Genomic DNA, 18,188 nt, shown 5'->3' with positions numbered 1-18,188 from the left:
TAGCACTGCTACCTCTCTACAAGGGTTCTGGATAACGCATATTTAGTTTTTGGATATGATATCATGTCCGCATAATTAGTTATGCTAACCACAGTCATTACACCCCAACCCCCTCCCCGCAAGCGGGGAGGGGAGACAAAGCGCAGCTTTGGCGGGGTGGGGTTCTTTGGGTTTAATAAGCAATAAAGCGGACATGATATGATCTCTCAGCAACGCCTGAACTCAAATTAAAATCGCTGCCCAATTCCCAGATGCACTTTGCTTTCTCCCTGGTCGTTAATGCCATAGTCAGCCCGAATTAAGCCTAGTGGTGAATTTAGTCGCACTCCCGCCCCATAACCAAAACCATAACCTGGTTTATCTCGTACACCTGCCGGATCTCCTAATACAGTATCACCAGAACCTAAATCTGAGGCGAAGTCGGCAAATAATACACCGCCTACTATTGGTAAGACGGGAAAACGATATTCTGCGGAAGCCAACACATAACTGCGACCACTGCCAACTTCTCCAGAATCGTAACCGCGCACTGAGTTGGAGCCACCCAAGTTAAAACTTTCGTAGGGCGGTAAATTCCCAAGGACGGTACCGGCTTGCACATTCACCGCAAATACTTGTGGCTGTTTGCTGTTAAATAGCTGTACTGGTAAATATTGGCTGTAGTTGGCTTTGAGGCGATTTAGGGAAATATTCCCTTCGCCGATGGGTATAGATTGTTCTGTACTCAGACTTAGAACGGAACCTTGAGTTGGATTGAGGGGATTATCCCGTTGGTCTTTGGTGGCCGTGAAGGATACGGTAGTTAGGTCGTCAATACCAGTTCCACTCGCAGAGAGGGGATTGCCCTGAACGTCGGTTGGGGTAATATTACCTTGGCGATCGCGAATACTAGTTCGGGTATAGTTTAATCCTAATGAGGTATTCCAGTCGTCAATTGGTCGCTGCAAGCTGACACCACCGCCAATTTGACCTTCTCGCACTTTGTCGCCGTTAGCTAGCTTAATCTTGTCATCAAAGGTTTCCGAAAGTTCCTGACTACGAAAACCATTTACAGTGTAGCCGAAGCGATCGGGGTTAGTTGTCCGATAAGGACTGGTAAATTTGGTATTAAACTGCAAGTCTCGACTACTTACCCCAACATTCACACCGAAAGTATCATTAACACCACCGACATTTTGATCTTGATAGTTGATTGTACCTACCAATCCTTGATCGGCATTGTAACTACCACCCAAGTTAACACCACGCGCCCCAGTTTCTTTGAGTTGGTAGACTAAATCAAGTTTTGTCGCATCTCCTTCTAAGGCAACATTCACAGTTTCAAATAAACCAGTACGATATAGCTGTTGTATATCTTGCTTAACGACATTTTCTTGGAAAATTTGACCTGATTTCAACTTGAGTTGTTGTTGTAAGAAATCTGCTTTGGTGCGTCCTCCAACGGGATTACCCTTGCTATCAACGGTTTTACCCTCATCGTTGACAAAGCGAAACTTGATATCACTCACCAAACCTTCAGCAACATTCACAGTGAGAATGCCTTGAGAATTGGGTTTAATTGATAGCACCCGCGCCAAGTTATAACCATTGTCGGCGTACCACTTGTTAATTTGTGCTACTGCTTGTTGCAGTCCACTAGGACTAATAGTGGTTCCAATCTGAGATTGCAAACGTTGTTGGGCGACTTGATAGGTAAGTACTTTAGCACCAGATAGTTGCAGCGATCGCACAATCACCGGTTGGACTTGGTATACTACATTCAATCCAGTCTGTGTGCTAAAGCTATTCACACTGGCACTACTAAATAAACCTGTATTTAAAATTGCTGTTACATCTGTTTGTAGCTGGCTTTGACTGGTTTCTCCACCCACCTGGGTTTTAATTACCTGGCGAATGATTTGCTGTAATTCTTGATTGGCTCCCACCACTTGTACATCTGTAGCTGTGACGACTAAATTGCTTTCAGTCGCGGGGGATGAGGGAGAGGAAGAGATGATGGGGAGTGTTACGGAAGAGTTTCCCTTGTCTGCTGATTTTAAGACTACTGGGGAATTTTTGTTTGCACTTGTTTGCACGACGACGGGATTTTGGGAAAATTGTTGTGCAACTATAGTTTCTGGGGAAGCAATTGTCTCTACCCGTGCGGGAGTGTCTTCAATTATTGGCACCACCAAGTTACCAGCTTTTGCAGTTGGAGTAACGGTTTTAGCAGGTGCAGCCGTTGCTTGCTGAGTAACATTGCCAGCAGCTAAAGTAGCTAAAGTAAAAATAGCAGTAGTAGAAACTCGCATAATATTTAACCTAATTAACTGGGAGTTAGTTGTAGAGACGCTAGCGAATAGGGATAATACTAACTTCCAGCTTCTTCGTCGATTTCCCTATTTATACCTCTTACCCAAACAGACAGTTAATTTTGATATTTTGTTTCTCATGAGTAATCTATCTCGGTCATCTCTAGCTTCTAACTCCCAATCTGCTACTTCTCCTTTGCGATTACTTGTATTAAGTAATGGTCATGGGGAAGATATGATTGCAGTTCGGATTTTGCAAGAACTCCAACGACAACCAAACCCACCAGAGATATTTGCTTTACCTCTGGTGGGTGAAGGACGTGCTTATGAACAGTTGGATATCCCCTTTATCGGTTCAGTGCTGAATATGCCTTCTGGCGGCTTTATTTATATGGATGGCCGCCAATTAGCGCGGGATGTACGCGGTGGTTTATTGCAACTTACCCTCAGCCAAATTAAAGCTATCCGCCGTTGGGTGAGTTCTCAAAAAAAATTAGGTAATAGAAGGGCGATTTTAGCAGTGGGAGATATTTTGCCGCTGTTGTTTGCAACATTCAGTGGCGCTAATTATGCTTTTGTCGGTACGGCAAAATCTGAATATTATGTGCGAGATGAAGCTGGATTATTACCACGAAAATCTAAAGACCCAGGTTGGGAAAACTTTTCTGGTTCAGTTTACCATCCTTGGGAACGTTGGTTAATGAGTCGTCGCCGTTGTAAGGCTGTGTTCCTTAGAGATGCGCTGACGACGGAAACATTAAAACAATGGCCAATTCCAGCTTTCTATTTGGGTAATCCCATGATGGATGGTCTAGAACCGACGTTTTCACGCCAACAATTTTATAGTCAGAATATCCAACAGCAAGAGACTGTTCGACCTTTTGTAGTAACACTTCTTCCTGGTTCTCGTCCGCCAGAAGCATACACCAACTGGGAAACAATTATGATTGCCGTATCTGCATTGATGGCAAGTTTTCAACAGCGAGATTCGATCTTCTATACTTCTAAGACAGTAGTATTTTTAGGTGCGATCGCTCCTGGTTTAGACTCTAATATTTTATCCCAAAGTGTACAATCCCAAGGCTGGCGCACTGAATCAGCATCTCCTATCCAACTTCGCGATCCAAATGTCTTGATATTTAAACAGAGAAATGCTTATCTGCTATTGACCCAACAAGCCTATAATGATTGCTTGCATTTGGGAGATATAGCGATCGCAATGGCAGGTACAGCCACAGAACAGTTTATCGGTTTAGGCAAACCTGCGATCGCAATTCCCGGTAATGGGCCACAATACAACCCTGGCTTTGCTGAATCTCAAAGTCGTCTTCTCGGATCGTCTTTGATTTTAATCGATCAACCAGCAGAAGTAGCGAAGGTTGTACAATCCCTATTTAAAAACCCTGATAATTTGCAAATTATCGCTGAAAATGGTGCGCGACGCATGGGCAAACCGGGAGCCGCACTACGTATTGCTAATTGCTTGCGGGAAAAATTGGGATAATGGGGCAGTGGGTATGGGGCATTGTGGCAGGTTCTTCTCCTTATCCCCTTGTCCCCTCATCTCCCTTGTCCCTAATCCCTTACGCCACCAACCCCGAACGTAAGGCCCTCACAGCAGCTTGGGTACGGTCATCAGCACATAGTTTATTTAAAATATTACGAACATGGGTTTTGACAGTACCAACTGTAATGTAGAGTTTCTCGGCAATTTGCCCATTGCTACACCCAGCTACAATCAACTCTAGGATTTCCAGTTCCCGTTGAGTCAGAGGGTATGTTTCCAAAACTTGCTCGTATTCTGTCGCCAGCGCCTCAATTTTTACAGTCTTCGGCTTGTCAGAACCTTGACTTTCTCCAGGAATACCTTGGCGCATCTTCCGCAATACCACGTTGGCAATTGCCGGATCGATCCAAGAGTTACCGCCGTGAGTTGCTTGAATTGCCTCAGTTAATTTACTGATGCTGGTTTCTTTCATATAATAAGAATCAGCGCCAGCTGCGAAGGCTGCAAGTACAGCATCCTCTGTATGATCCATTGTCAAGATGAGAATCTTTGTAGTAGATTGCCCACCATTTTCAGCCTGGGAGCGTTTGAATTTGCGAGTGAGCTCGATGCCATCCATGTCAGGCAAGCCGATATCTACTACCGCGACATCTGGCTTTGCCGTTTCTAAAAGTTTTAACCCTTGGGTAGCATTTGCCGCTTCCCCAATTACTTTCAATGCGCTATGAGACTGTAATGCTGCTCGTAGCCCCATTCGCGTTAAGTCATGATCTTCAATTAAAATAATACTAATTTCATTCATCGCTACACTTACTCTTGCGCTGTTTGCATCTTTCAAAGTCTTGCCTTTTTGTAACTACTATCTATTATTTTCCCAAACTCAAGATAGATGATATTTCAACCTGTCTGCATCCACCGAGAGAAATAATAAGTACCCAAAATTTTCATATTTAGATAGAGGACAAATCTAGCTGGAGATATATAGATACTTACACAAAAAGTATGAAATATTGAAACGAATGCCAAATTGCTGCTCCTTGCTGATAATTCGGCTTTGAGTTGCCATGTTCAATTGGTTAATTAGTATTATTTTGAATCAAACTTAAAAAAAAGCTTATGAAAATGAAAAAATTACACCGTGTGAAAGTTGTTTTACGAGAAAGTGAACGATAGTTGCGAGCAATTTTTAATCAAACCTTTGGATTCGTCCGATTGATAGAGTCAATAGAGATCCTCATGGAAGGGAATCAGGCAGCGTTAAAATTTTGTGGATCACGAACAGCAAAGTAATTCGTAATTCTTGGTGACTAACTTGTTCGTCTGACTTTTCACAGGATATAATACAAACCCTCTGTGCAAACCTCTCCCCTTTTAGGTTTTGAATTTTTGCCTAACTTTTGTCGGGAACCTTTCCTGGGCATTAAGGGTTAGTAATTTTGCGAACATCTATAAGTTCGATATAACCGGGAAAATACTAACACAGATGTGGCGATCGCTAAGAAAAATGTTGAAATTTCAGGAGCTAGAATTACTTCAGATTCACAAATAGCTATAGATATTACTTTTTTATTTACCTAGTCTAACTAACCTGATAGATAAAACTGTTCAAGCTTATGGTACACGATAATCGGATCAACTCTCACCAATGACTGACGACGGTGGCTTGCTCACTCATCTACAATTGTTTTAAGCTTGGTAAAGTATTTTATTTTACTTTATATCAGCGGTGTGTGCTTGTTAATTACTAATTTTTTGCAGGACATTGGTCATTTGCTAGGAGTTTAGTTACCAGAATCTGGTAAATTAACCAGATTGAAGATACAACAGACTCAATTCAACCCAAGGAAAGGGCCGAAAGAGCGATAGACATAGTACTAATGGAGGATAACGAAGTTGATGTGGTGAATGTCAAGCAAGTATTAAAGTGGATCTTATGCAAAATATCTTAATCAATCAAATTACAGGTTTTAGATATCCGAAAATCTTATATTCTTTAGTTGAATAATCTGAAAAAGAGAAATATTATACATCAACCTATGTTTGGCGGCGAAAATAAAAACCGATGGAAGAGACGCTGAAAATTTTGGTTGTAGACGATGACGAAGTAGACCGGATAGCAATCCGTTCTGCCCTGACTACAGCAGGTGTTCAGATGCAACTGTCTGAAGTAGGCAATGGTAATGATGCTTTCTCTGTCTTAAGCGTTACTGCTTACGATTGTGTTTTCCTCGACTATTCCTTACCAGATCGGGATGCACTAACTTTGATTCAACAGCTAGGTTCTTCAGAAATTAAAGTTCCTTTAGTAGTCCTAACTGGTCAAGGAGATGAACAAATTACTCTCCAATTATTGAAAGCTGGTGCTACAGACTATCTCTCTAAATCTAGAATATCTCCAGAAACTTTGTCGCAGGTTTTGCGGAATGTGATTCGGATTTATCGGGCGGAAATGCAGGTGAATTTGGCAAATCAGCAACTCAGAGAAACTCATGAACAACTCATTTGTCAGAACCAAGAATTGGAGAGACAACAACAACAAATTCAAATGCAAAACTTCAAGCTATTGGAGGCATCACGTCTAAAATCACTTTTTTTGGCAACTATATCTCACGAACTTAGAACGCCGATGAATGCGATTATTGGTTTTTCGCAAATACTGCTGCGTCCTAAATTCGGTCAACTAACGCGCCAGCAAGCAGATATGGTTGAGCGCATTTTAAATAATGGAAAGCATTTACTAATGCTACTCAATGAAGTTCTCGACTTTTCCAAGCTGGAGGGAGGAGGATTAGATTTAAAGGCAGAAAGATTTGATATATCAAAGGTAATCAATCTTGTTGTCAGTGAAATGCGTTCCCTAGCTGATGCTAAAAATCTTTCATTGTTAGTACAAACCGATTTGCAAAATCCTTTGGTATTTAACGATCCGATTCGTGTCAAACAGATTTTGATTAACCTGCTTTCCAACGCCATTAAATTCACAGAATCTGGTGAAATTTGGGTTGAGCTTAAGGAACTACCGGAAAATCGAGTGGTAATTATCGTTCAAGATACAGGTATAGGTATAGCCCCCAGAGATTTTAAGCATATTTTTGAAGCATTTCGGCAAGTCGATCAAACTATCACTCGCAAATATCCAGGTACAGGTCTGGGTTTGGCAATTATAGATTCGCTAGTGCGAATGATGGGCGGTAAAATATTTCTGGAGAGTAAATTGGGGGTGGGTTCAATGTTTAAAATTGAATTGCCACGTCAAATTAGATTACCGACTGTAGCAGCCCATGCTCCAGCTTCACAGTTAGATAACGATAACGACGATTTTTTTTGCCCTGCGAAAAATCCTCATCAGTCATCTTCTCAAGCTAGGTAAGCACCAATAGAATATCCTAAATTTAAAAATTACTTCCAAAAAAACTGATAAAAATTTATAAATCATGTCTGTAGTTGAAAATAATAAAATTTATCGGATCTTAGCAGTTGACGACACTCAAGATAATCTCATTTTGGTTCAAGCAATTTTAGAAAGTGAGGGGTATGAAATTGATTTGGCTTCAGATGGAATCAAGGCTTTACGGAAAATTGAGCAATCTCCACCCGATCTGGTTCTGTTAGATGTAATGATGCCGGGGATAGATGGCTATGAAGTCACACGTCGGATTCGGAATAATCCTGCAATCTCTTATATTCCAATTCTGTTAATTACTGCCTTTCATCAATCCAGCGTTGTCGAAGGTTTGGATGCTGGTGCTGATGATTTTATTCGTAAACCATTTGATACTGATGAACTACTGGCAAGAGTGCGATCGCTATTACGTCTCAAGCACAGTCTGGACGAACAACAAAAAATGGCCCGCCAACGGGAAGATTTTGTTTCTCGTTTGACTCATGACTTGCGAACTCCCCTAGTAGCTGCCGATCGGATGTTGAATTTGTTTGAAATGGAAACATTCTGTAAAATTTCGCCGGAAATGAAACAGGCGATCGCAGTCATGATTCGCAGTAACCAAAATTTGATGGAAATGGTGAACACGCTCTTAGAAGTCTATCGCTTCGAGGCAGGTAAAAAAACTTTGAATTGGGAGGAATGCGATTTATCTGAGATATCTCAAGAAGTAGTCAGCGAACTAAGTCCTTTAACTAACGAAAAAGGCTTGACTCTGGAAATTAATACCCGTGAATTAGATCCACTGAGTCAAAACGCTGGTATTATCATGGGCGATCGTTTGGAATTACGGCGAGTGTTAAACAACCTGATTGCAAATGCCATCAAATTTACAGATACGGGAGGCATAACAATCCGTATTTATGAAACATCATCTAATCCAGGAAATCCAGATTCGGTAATAATTGAGGTACAAGATACAGGATATGGGATTGCGCCAGAAGATCGGGCAACAATTTTCGAGCGATTTCGCCAAGGCAGAAATAAACGCTCAGGTAGTGGCTTAGGACTACATCTATCCCATCGCATTATAGAAGGGCACGCAGGAACTATCCAGGTAGTTTCTGAACTAGGTAAAGGTAGTTTATTTACTGTGCAACTACCTAAAAACACTTAAGCTATTCTCCTTCACCACAGATTATTTTGTGGATATCTCTCAAGAAATTACATTTGATTTTTGATGTGTTTTTATGCCCCTAACAAAACTTAAACCTCGTCTACCTTGAGAACCGTAGTTTTGTAGGTTGGGTGCAACGATAACGTAACCCAACATAAATAAGTTGGTAATGTTGGGTTGCGTTTCACTCCACCCAACCTACATAAATATATCTTTTAAAAAACTCTAGGTTTCAACATAGATGGGGTTTAAATTAGCTTAAATTATATGGATTAATTACAGCAGCATTTGAAGGTTAATCCAATCTATAATACTGCCAGATAACTTGCCTCTTCCGATATTTGTATACTCCCAATGGCAGATGTGTTGATCGACTAAAATAACTAAATCTAATTTTGTATCATTCTATAGATAGTAGAAATAACTATTTTACAAAGTTATTATTCAATCTATTAATGCCTGAAAAACGTGTATTAACCCTGGAATCATAACCCAGGGTCTTTTTTATAAAAGCTTAGATAATGTTTATATTTTCATCATTGACTACTGTCTATATCCACCCTATTCAGAGTTGAGGGTGGACATGAACAGCGGTTAAAAAGGATTATAGAGTAAACTAAAATACAGACCGTTTTCTTGTAATGTTCTCTCATTTGAGTTGTTAACAGATACCAAAGGAATACCCCAGTCAAGACGAACGGTGAAGCGATCGCCCTGTGCCCAACGCAACCCCAGACCAACAGCAGCTAAAGTATTATGCTCAGGATTATCTTTACCAGAAGTATTCCAGCCAACACCAAAATCCACAAAGGGGATAACCTGTAAGATGCTATTTATTTGCGGTAAGCGCAGAATCGGTACTTGAACTTCCGCAGAAACAAAAGTGCCATTATCTGTCAGCAGGTAATCTTGACGGTAGCCGCGAATGCTATCTTGCCCACCGATGCCAAATTGCTCTATCGGCAGAAGTTTTGTAGATGCTAGTTGCGTATTTAAACGTAATAACAATAAAGTTTCAGGAGCTAAAAGGCGCGCCCACTGCGCTTGCCCTTGCCAAGCAAAAAAACGGCTATCGGGAGCATCTTGATTAACTGTGGCATTCAACACATCTATGCCCAAACTGAATTGAGAGCGTAGGGCGATGACTTCCCGACTGTTACGACTCGTCCATTCTTGAAAAAATCGCAACGCCGATACCCTAGTGCGTCCCTCATCATCAGCACCAGGCGAAAGTTCAGAGGCGGGAACCCCTTCTCTCTGTAAAAAGGACGAGATATCACTTTCGCGTCGGGAAGCTGTTAACCCCAGAGCGAATTCTTGTGTAGGAGTTTGGATTATTGGCTGTCGGAATGTCAGTTCGTAGTAGCGAGAAGCCGATTCGATATCTAGGAAGTCGAAAGGAGGCTCAATGACATTGCTCGACGTAGTGCCATAGTTAAAGGTAAGCGTTCCGTTGCGGGGATTAAGAGGCAATGTGTAACTAGCGTCAAAGGAGTTGCTACCATCAGTATTGGTGTAGCCTACACTCAGACCATCTCCCAATCCGAGTAAGTTGGCTTCATTCAATCTTAACCCGCGTCGAAAACTGCCAACACTAGGCGATCGCCCATTATCAAGAACTATTTGGCCACTAAAGGTTTTTGCCTCACTGATTTTAACTTCCAAAAGACTCGTACCCGTCCGCGATCCTGCTGAGAGTTCAGCAGTCACGTTTTGAATCAAAGGATTAAGTTGCAGCAGTTGCAGGGCTTCTAATAGACGCTGGCGATTCAGAGGCGGTGATGTCGCGATTGCTAGTCGGCTGCGGACATAATTCGGATTCAGGCGCCGAGTCCCAGTTACCTGAATATCTTCTAATTTACCTTCTACCACCTGAATTTTGAGAACACCAGATTGGATTGTTTGAGGTGGAATATAGGCACCAGAAGTAATGTAACCATTTTTGACATATAACTCAGTGATTTTAGAACGTGCTTGATACACTTCGGTCAGTGAGATCGGTCGTTTGGTAAATTCAGCAGTGACTTCAGCTAATTCTTGGGCACTGAAAACTGTGCTACCAACAACTTCAAAGCGTTCAACAACAATAGTTTGAGGAAAGTTACCAGGGACTGGTGCATCAGGTGTGGGAGTTGGAGCAGAGGGTGGAAGTAGTTCTGCTGGTGGGGGGAGTGGCTGTGGCACTTCAGGTGAGGGAAGTGGTGAAGGTGTGGGTGGTTGGATATCCTGTGGTGGTGGAATTTGTTGTGATAGGGTGAAATTACTAGTTGGTAATTGTGTAGTATCAACAGCCTGAGCTTTCAGTGAACTTAAAGATGTACTGCTAAGTAATAGAAGCATACTCAGCGGTAAGCAGGACACTATAAGATTCTGAGGGTATTTATCAATCATCGCACTGGACTATTGTTTGTCAGTAACTATGGGATTATACGGGGACTGCTTCAGATGTGAATCTTACTTCATCTTTTGTCGCTAAAGTTGATATCTTGAGCAAATCTCAATTTAAAAGCTAAATCATCTGGTGATTGCAGACTTACAGCAGTTTTCTTTTGTATGAGGTACAAAGCTACGGGTTTTGAGTTAGGAGTTAGGAGTTAGGAGGTAGAAGAAATACTGACCTCTGTTTTCTGCTGCTCTCGAAGAGAGCAAGGGTTTAATTCTCCCACCAAATCGGAGATTTTGGTGGACTGGATTTAGATGGAAGTGAAGCCTCATCTAAATTCCACCCTCCTGCCTCCTGCCTTCTGCCTCCTGCCCCCTGCCCCCTGCCTCCTGGTCACTGAGCGTAGCCGAAGTGCTGCCCCCTGCCTTCTTCACTCCATACCGCTTTGCTGAAACATTCCCATCAATTTACGTTTACGAGCGTGGGTTTGCATCAAGTTTTCCCGATAGCTTAACCAGTCAGCTTTCTTCCCAGATTCCAAGTAGGCATTACGCGCCTTTTTCAACCATTCAACCGCGTAATAATAGTATTCTGCTTTACCTGCATCCATAATCTTTTCGGCACGACGACGAGCATTAGCAATCACCCAACCAGGATTATGAGGGATAGCAGCATCCATGACTCGGTGAATTAACTCTGAACGATCGGAACTTAGTTCACTAGCGATCGCAATTGCATCATCAATTAGCCCCTCATGCAAAAATATATCTACCTTGGCTAATTCTGTTCCCCAACCACTAGAAGTACGGACAATTCTCAGCAGGTCTGTTTTGATACTTTCCCAGTTTTCCTCAGCTAATTCTGCCATCCTTTGGTAATCCACAAAGGAGGGCTTGACTTGAAAAGCTGCCTTGATTGCTAATAAGGCAGCTTCACTATTACCCAACTCAATAGCTAAATCACTTGTCCAAATTCCCAATTCATACTGACAATTACCCGGTAAGTTGAATCCACTCTGGGCTATATTTAGTGCTTGCTGTAACGCCCCCTGAACGCTGAGTGTTTTCGCTAGGGCAAAGGCTTCTTCCATTGAGTTCATCTGGGTTTGAGCAGCATCAATTGCTTCTTCCACCCTGCCTAAACGCCCCAACATTGTCAGATATTGCTGGGTTTGCCCTTCCGCTTCTGCTAAATACAGGTATTCTTGATAACGTTCTTGACGTTCGAGAATTTTCAGGCGAATTAATGCCAAATCATCAGCATAATCTGGTACGTCTTCTTCCCATGCTCCCCTTTCAGTAATGTTACCTTGGAGAACTTGTACCAGTGGCGGATAATCCCAACCTTGGCGTAAAGCCTCCATAACTAGACCAAAATCAGCATTCCACTCATCTTGCCAAGCTTCCAAATTTATTTGAATATCAACTTTTTCTTCTGGAGTAAGTTCGGCAATCAGAACTGCTTCACACCAAGCATTATTTAATTCCCCGACAACTTCATCATTTTCAGCGCCGTATTCGGCAACATCATCCCAATTTTCCGCGCAGGTAGAGGTAATCGCTGACAAAATAGCGATCGCATTTTCACCTTCTCCCCGTTCGCTAAAATCAACCGCAGTTTGCACTACACTCAGCAAATCTTCGCCAATCGGGTCTTCTTCGTATCCCTCCTCAAAGTAGCGCACGGTATCCTTGAGAATCTGCCGTACTTGCCGCCGAAACGCAGCCGGATCAATAGTACTGTGGCGCACGGATTTTATAGTTGTTTGGTTCTCAGCAGGATTCGTCATCCAACTTACATGGCGGTCAATTGCCTCAATTAGAGGGGGGTATTCTGCTACCAACTCTTGCAGCAGCCTTTGAGTTTCGATATAATTCAGGCGATTTAGTAGTTCTTCTAGGGTGGGGCGCTGTTCAATATTTTCTGAGTTACGCACACAAACGAGCATCGTCGCCACAATGTGTTTGCACCATCCTTCATAGTCGTAGGCACAGGTGCATTTTACTGAGGTTAACCCACTGCTATCGAAATTCAGGTTGACATGATAAGGTCTAGCTTCAGTGCCTACAACATCTGCCTGAACCAGATGACCACGTTGGATAACGGCATTAACAGCACCAGCGTTATAATATGCCTCGCCCCGCTGGAAAGATTTGGCGTTGGCATGACGGCGGATAGTAAATTCACTAATTTGGGGAATAGACATCGAGCGATCGCCTGCGTAAATCTTCTGGATCAATCCTAAATCCAGCTTAGTGTTACGCTAACGCGCTGTAAAGGAAAAGGTGTGGCGATTCTGAATGAGACTGCAATTTCTATTCATTAACTAGCACAGAATTGAGAATCAGCTTCATTAACCTGCAAATACTCACTTAATTTCTTGTCGCTTTTCTGGGAAAACCAACCCATATAATGAAAATATCCATATTTTCGCCAGAAGTGAGTGAATCATAAGTTGAGTTAGCAATACCCGAACCTGAAATCAGTGAACAGTCAACAGTAAACAGTCAGGGTAATGTAAGGTAAGGGATTTAGAGTTCAGCGATAAAACTGATAACTGATAACTGTTAAAAGGATTGCGCTGATTGTCGGTCAAGTTGAGAATAAATAGGCGAAGCAGACGGGGAAACTAACGTGAGTCAAGGATATGATTACGATTTAGTAATTATCGGCGCTGGTGTAGGCGGACATGGCGCAGCCTTACACGCCGTAAGTTGTGGTTTGAAAACAGCAATTATTGAAGCTGCTGATATGGGAGGAACCTGTGTTAATCGGGGCTGTATTCCTTCTAAAGCGCTGCTGGCAGCATCTGGACGTGTGCGGGAGTTACGCAATGCCCACCACCTCAAGTCACTGGGAATTCAAATTGGTAGCGTGGAATTCGATCGCCAAGCGATCGCTAATCATGCTAACGATCTCGTCTCGAAAATTCAAGGCGACTTAACCAACAGCCTCAAGCGTCTAAAAGTCGATATCATCAGAGGTTGGGGAAAAATCGCTGGGGCGCAAAAAGTCTCGATCGTCGGAGACGGTGGTGAAAAAACCATCACAGCCAAAGACATTATCCTTTCGCCCGGTTCAATTCCTTTTGTGCCTCCAGGGATTGAAGTAGACGGCAAAACTGTCTTTACCAGCGATCAAGGTGTCAAATTAGAGTCGTTACCAGACTGGGTAGCAATTATTGGCAGTGGTTATATCGGCTTAGAATTTTCTGATATTTACTCAGCTTTGGGTTGTGAAATCACCTTGATTGAAGCCCTAGATCAGTTAATGCCAGGATTTGACCGCGATATTGCCAAACTTGCCGAACGGGTGCTAATTACTCCCCGCGATATTGAAACGAAAGTCGGGATATACGCCAAAAAAGTTATCCCAGGTTCACCTGTGGTGATTGAGTTAGCAGATTTCAAAACCAAAGAAGATGTAGATGTCATCGAAGTAGATGCTTGCTTGGTAGCTACGGGACGCATCCCAGCGACTAAAAATCTCGGTTTAGAGTCTGTGGGTGTGGAAGTCGATCGGCGGAATTTTATTCCAGTAGACGATCGCATGGCAGTACTCTCAGCAGGTGAAGTCGTGCCACATTTGTGGGCAATTGGCGATGCTAATGGGAAGATGATGTTAGCCCATGCGGCTTCTGCTCAAGGCATTATCGCGGTAGAAAATATCGTTGGGAGGGAAAGAATAGTAGACTATCGCAGCATCCCCGCAGCGGCCTTTACCCACCCAGAAGTCAGCTATGTAGGCTTAACTGAAACAGCAGCTAAAGAGTTGGGACAAGCCGAAGGATTTGAAATCGCCACAAGCAGGAGTTACTTCAAAGGAAATTCCAAAGCGTTGGCAGAAAATGAAGCCGACGGTATTGCCAAGGTGATATATCGCAAAGACACCGGAGAAGTCTTGGGCGTCCACATTTTCGGACTGCACGCCTCAGACTTAATTCATGAAGCGTCAGCTGCGATCGCCAACCGTCAATCTGTCCAAAGTCTCGCACATCTAGTTCACGCCCACCCGACACTTTCGGAAGTCCTAGACGAAGCTTACAAACGAGCCATCACCAGCTAAAAGTTAGAAGTGAAAAGTTAGGAGTGAGGAATTAATAACTCATAACTCCTAACTCCTAACTCCTAACTCCTAACTCCTAACTCCTAACTCCTAACTCAGCACTCAGCACTCAGCACTCAGCACTAATCATGCAAATCCGTCGCCGTTCACCTAACCCAGCTATTGATGTATCGATATTGCGTTATCAGGCTGTCGTGCCTGATGCAGCACCAAACCACATCTTGGAAGAAATTGTCTGGCAGAAAGAAGTAGAATATGACCAAATGCGGGAAAAAGTTCCTTTGCAACAATTGCTGAAACAGGTACTGACTGCGCCGCCAACCCGTGATTTTGTCGCCGCCTTACGCCAAGGTAAGACTAAACCAGCATTGATTGCCGAAGTTAAAAAAGCTTCACCTAGTAAAGGTGTTTTACGAGAAGATTTTGACCCAGTAGCGATCGCCCTGTCTTATCAGCAAGGTGGCGCTAGTTGTCTTTCTGTGCTGACAGATGTCAAGTTCTTTCAAGGTAGTTTTGAAAACTTAGCCAAGGTTCGGGCTGCTGTAGATTTGCCCCTACTGTGCAAAGAGTTTGTCGTTTATGCTTATCAGATATACTTGGCGCGGGTTCAGGGTGCAGATGCTATTTTGTTGATTGCGGCTATTTTGAGCGATCAAGATTTGAAATACTTCCTTAAAATTGCTAACAACCTGAAAATGGCAACCTTGGTTGAAGTCCATAGTTTGGCAGAACTTGACCGTGTGTTAGCTTTAGATGGGGTCTCCTTAGTAGGAATCAATAATCGCAATTTGGAAGATTTCTCTGTTGATCTGCAAACTACTTGCCAACTTTTGGCTGCAAGGGGTAGACAATTGCAAGAGAAAAATATCCTTGTTGTCAGCGAGTCAGGACTACACAACCCAGAAGATTTGAGTTTAGTGCTGACGGCAGGTGCATCTGCTGTACTCATTGGAGAATCTTTGGTAAAACAACCAGATCCCGGTGCTGCGATCGCTCATATATTACCAAGGAATTTTTGAAAGAAACACCCCAGATGCTCTAAAAGACGCAGGGCAACTGCACATAATAGTTGAGCAATTGGGCATACTATGCATATACAAGCAGCAATTTGCTATCAAATATCATTAATATCTTTGCCAAATCTTCATTGCTAATTAAATCAATGCCATAAGCAACTAGTTATTCATTATGTAACAATTTATTAACAAGAAACAAACTGTGACTAATACAAAATCCCAAATATGAAATCAAAATTTAACTTCATGGAGCAAATTCCTCTACCTTCGCCTATTCACTACGAACTTATACTTCAACTCTTAGAAAGACAAACTATGTTAGCAGTAAATGATAACCCAGATTTACGGCATCAGGTGAATCAGTTAATTATTACTCTTCGTAAAGCTGCTGTACAGCAAAAGCGACTAGAAGAAATTTGCGAGTTTTCCTCTGTAACTATCGATCACCGTTGGTCAATCAACCATCATAACGATAACAAAGTTGTCGCCCCCGATTGAAAAAAATTGTCATCTTTATAAAATTTTAGTTTTGAGAAAGTTCATCTTGATTTAGACAAAACTGTAGATCAGTTAAAATATTGATGAGATTCTCTCTCGAATTTGACGAAAGATGAAATACAACAGCATTGATGAACTACTCAGAAATAATCAGGCTTGGGTTGCCGAAAAGCTAGCTCTAGATCCAACTTACTTTCAAGAATTATCTAATGGACAAACACCACCTTTTCTATACATTGGGTGTTCTGATAGTCGTCTGGCATTAACAAAGTTTACCCGTACTGAACCAGGAGAGTTATTTGTACATCGTAATATTGCCAATCAAGTTTCTCTAACGGATATAAACTTTTTAGCCGTTTTAGAATACGCAATTTTACACCTGAAAGTAGAACACATTATCGTTTGTGGTCACTACGATTGCGGAGGAATTAAGGCAGCTTTAGAAGGGAGAACTATCGGAATTCTTGATAACTGGGTCAATCCAATTCGGGAACTGTATTTAGAGAAACAAGAAGAAATTGATACCTTGCCAACAAGAGAAGAACGTCTGAATCGCTTGGCGGAAATCAATGTTGTGGCGCAAGTGAAAAATCTTTACCAAACTTCCATCATGCGTCAGGTACTCCATGAGCGAAAAGCGCCTATGGTTCATGGCTGGGTACTAGATATACGCACTGGCCTAATCAAAGATTTAAACGTTTCAACTGTGCAATGGCAATTGCACACCTGCCCCTTGCTTCTAGAGTTTAGGCTCTATGCTATGTTAAAAAATTAGAGTTGATTCGGTATTTACCGCCACACAAAAGCTGACATTTAAGACTTGATAAATATTGTTTTTACAACTTTTATTTAGATATCGGATTTTATTGTGCAGTGTCTATGTATATTTAAAAAATAAAGTAGTATTCTTAGAGATTTTTGTTTAATTAAAGTTACGAATACAAAGTAGTTAATTTCATAAAAATTTTTATAGAGGCAATTTATGAATTGCCTCTATAAGAATTATTAACACAGATATTGCTACACTTAACCTACTTCTACAAAAAATTATTTCTTAGCAATTATCCACACTGCATGAATAATTCCAGGAATGTAACCAAACAGCGTCAAAAGTATATTAATCCAAAAGTCTACACCAAAACCTACTTGTAAAAAAACTCCCAAAGGCGGTACGAAAATGGCACACAGAATCCGAACTAAATCCATTTAAACCTCCTATTAATCTCAGAAAAGACAGCTTGTTGGCAAACTAATTTACCACTGTTCAAGCATATTTGTACCTTTCAAAGATAACATTTCCTCTCTTAATCTAGATCGCGGTTAAGATACGGTAAACCGCACTCAAGATTAGCCACCGCTAATTTTGGCTTTGTAACCTAGCTTGGTCAAAATCTCGACAATTTTCTGTTTGTGTTCGCCCTGAATTTCAATTTCGTTGTCTTTAAGTGTTCCACCTGTGCCACACTGGGTTTTCAACTGCTTCACTAAATCTGCTAAGGTTTCCGGTTTGGCTTGAAAACCGCTAACGACTGTGACGGTTTTGCCTTTGCGTCCTTTGCGAGAAGCTTGTACTTTCAGATTTTGTTGTTGTGGGGGTAGTTCTGGAATTGGTCTTTCTGTGGCGGCGGAGTTGTCATTGCCAAATTCGCGGTAGACAAAGCCTTTGTCAGAAGATTGAGACTTGGAAGAAGACATAAAATGAATGTTTAAGAAAAATTTCAAAGGCAGTGGAAGCTTCTATGCAACCATTCTGCTGGGATACAATTTCTAGGCTAACATTACACATCTATACATCATAACCAAACTGACGTAATACTTGAACTAATCTTTCCTTCTGTGGAAAGTAGATTCAAATGGTTGAACTGATTC

Annotated in this window: 13 protein-coding genes; 7 read left to right on the top strand and 6 right to left on the bottom strand. The window is 42.0% G+C overall.

The features are described 5' to 3' along the window. Positions 1–227: 227 nt before the first annotated feature. Positions 228–2,291, bottom strand: coding sequence for an outer membrane protein assembly factor (locus tag V7K61_RS06750; RefSeq protein ID WP_335052072.1), 2,064 nt, complete (start codon positions 2,289–2,291; stop codon positions 228–230). A gap of 139 nt (positions 2,292–2,430) precedes the next feature. On the opposite strand from V7K61_RS06750, the gene V7K61_RS06745 reads away from it, so the two are divergent. Further along, the gene (locus V7K61_RS06745) at positions 2,431–3,795 is read left to right on the top strand and encodes a lipid-A-disaccharide synthase-related protein (protein ID WP_335052070.1); all 1,365 of its coding nucleotides are present in this window, start codon (positions 2,431–2,433) and stop codon (positions 3,793–3,795) included. A gap of 79 nt (positions 3,796–3,874) precedes the next feature. Here the strand turns inward: V7K61_RS06745 and V7K61_RS06740 are convergent, their stop codons facing one another. Continuing rightward, complete coding sequence (locus tag V7K61_RS06740) at positions 3,875–4,600, bottom strand: response regulator transcription factor (protein ID WP_094349814.1); 726 nt, start codon at positions 4,598–4,600, stop codon at positions 3,875–3,877. A 1,260-nt stretch (positions 4,601–5,860) separates the two neighbouring features. Between V7K61_RS06740 and V7K61_RS06735 the strand changes: the two genes are divergently transcribed. Then, the gene (locus tag V7K61_RS06735) at positions 5,861–7,168 is read left to right on the top strand and encodes an ATP-binding response regulator (protein ID WP_335052068.1); all 1,308 of its coding nucleotides are present in this window, start codon (positions 5,861–5,863) and stop codon (positions 7,166–7,168) included. Between the two features lie 64 nt (positions 7,169–7,232). After that, complete coding sequence (locus V7K61_RS06730; RefSeq protein ID WP_335052066.1) at positions 7,233–8,357, top strand: hybrid sensor histidine kinase/response regulator; 1,125 nt, start codon at positions 7,233–7,235, stop codon at positions 8,355–8,357. Between the two features lie 594 nt (positions 8,358–8,951). Here V7K61_RS06730 and V7K61_RS06725 read toward each other — a convergent pair. After that, complete coding sequence (locus V7K61_RS06725; protein ID WP_442936296.1) at positions 8,952–10,697, bottom strand: ShlB/FhaC/HecB family hemolysin secretion/activation protein; 1,746 nt, start codon at positions 10,695–10,697, stop codon at positions 8,952–8,954. Between the two features lie 473 nt (positions 10,698–11,170). Then, complete coding sequence (locus V7K61_RS06720) at positions 11,171–12,946, bottom strand: SWIM zinc finger family protein (RefSeq protein WP_335052128.1); 1,776 nt, start codon at positions 12,944–12,946, stop codon at positions 11,171–11,173. A gap of 428 nt (positions 12,947–13,374) precedes the next feature. Here V7K61_RS06720 and lpdA point away from each other — a divergent pair, with 428 nt between their 5' ends. The 4 genes from lpdA to V7K61_RS06700 all read left to right on the top strand — a co-directional run bounded on the left by lpdA (position 13,375) and on the right by V7K61_RS06700 (position 17,094). Then, on the top strand, positions 13,375–14,805 hold the full coding sequence (lpdA, locus tag V7K61_RS06715) for a dihydrolipoyl dehydrogenase (protein ID WP_335052062.1): 1,431 nt from the start codon (positions 13,375–13,377) through the stop codon (positions 14,803–14,805). Positions 14,806–14,933: 128 nt separating this feature from the next. Then, entirely contained in the window at positions 14,934–15,824 is an 891-nt protein-coding gene (gene trpC, locus V7K61_RS06710) for an indole-3-glycerol phosphate synthase TrpC (protein ID WP_335052060.1), read from the top strand. A 243-nt stretch (positions 15,825–16,067) separates the two neighbouring features. Then, positions 16,068–16,319 carry a DUF5340 domain-containing protein gene (locus tag V7K61_RS06705; RefSeq protein WP_094349807.1) on the top strand — a complete coding sequence of 84 codons (252 nt, stop codon included), beginning with the start codon at positions 16,068–16,070 and terminating at the stop codon, positions 16,317–16,319. 112 nt (positions 16,320–16,431) lie between these two features. Beyond that, positions 16,432–17,094, top strand: a complete 663-nt coding sequence (locus V7K61_RS06700) for a carbonic anhydrase (RefSeq protein ID WP_335052058.1) — start codon at positions 16,432–16,434, stop codon at positions 17,092–17,094. Positions 17,095–17,366: 272 nt separating this feature from the next. On the opposite strand, the gene V7K61_RS06695 is transcribed toward V7K61_RS06700, so the two are convergent. Together V7K61_RS06695 and V7K61_RS06690 are read right to left on the bottom strand one after the other, a co-directional pair. After that, the gene (locus tag V7K61_RS06695) at positions 17,367–17,525 is read right to left on the bottom strand and encodes a YqaE/Pmp3 family membrane protein (RefSeq protein ID WP_069072139.1); all 159 of its coding nucleotides are present in this window, start codon (positions 17,523–17,525) and stop codon (positions 17,367–17,369) included. A gap of 141 nt (positions 17,526–17,666) precedes the next feature. Next, entirely contained in the window at positions 17,667–18,014 is a 348-nt protein-coding gene (locus V7K61_RS06690) for a translation initiation factor (protein ID WP_289794806.1), read from the bottom strand. Positions 18,015–18,188 lie beyond the last annotated feature (174 nt).

The organism is Nostoc sp., from assembly GCF_036918015.1.
GTDB lineage: Bacteria > Cyanobacteriota > Cyanobacteriia > Cyanobacteriales > Nostocaceae > Nostoc.
The sequence above is the reverse complement of the archived record's forward strand: the minus strand, read 5'-3'. Positions and strand labels throughout refer to the sequence as shown.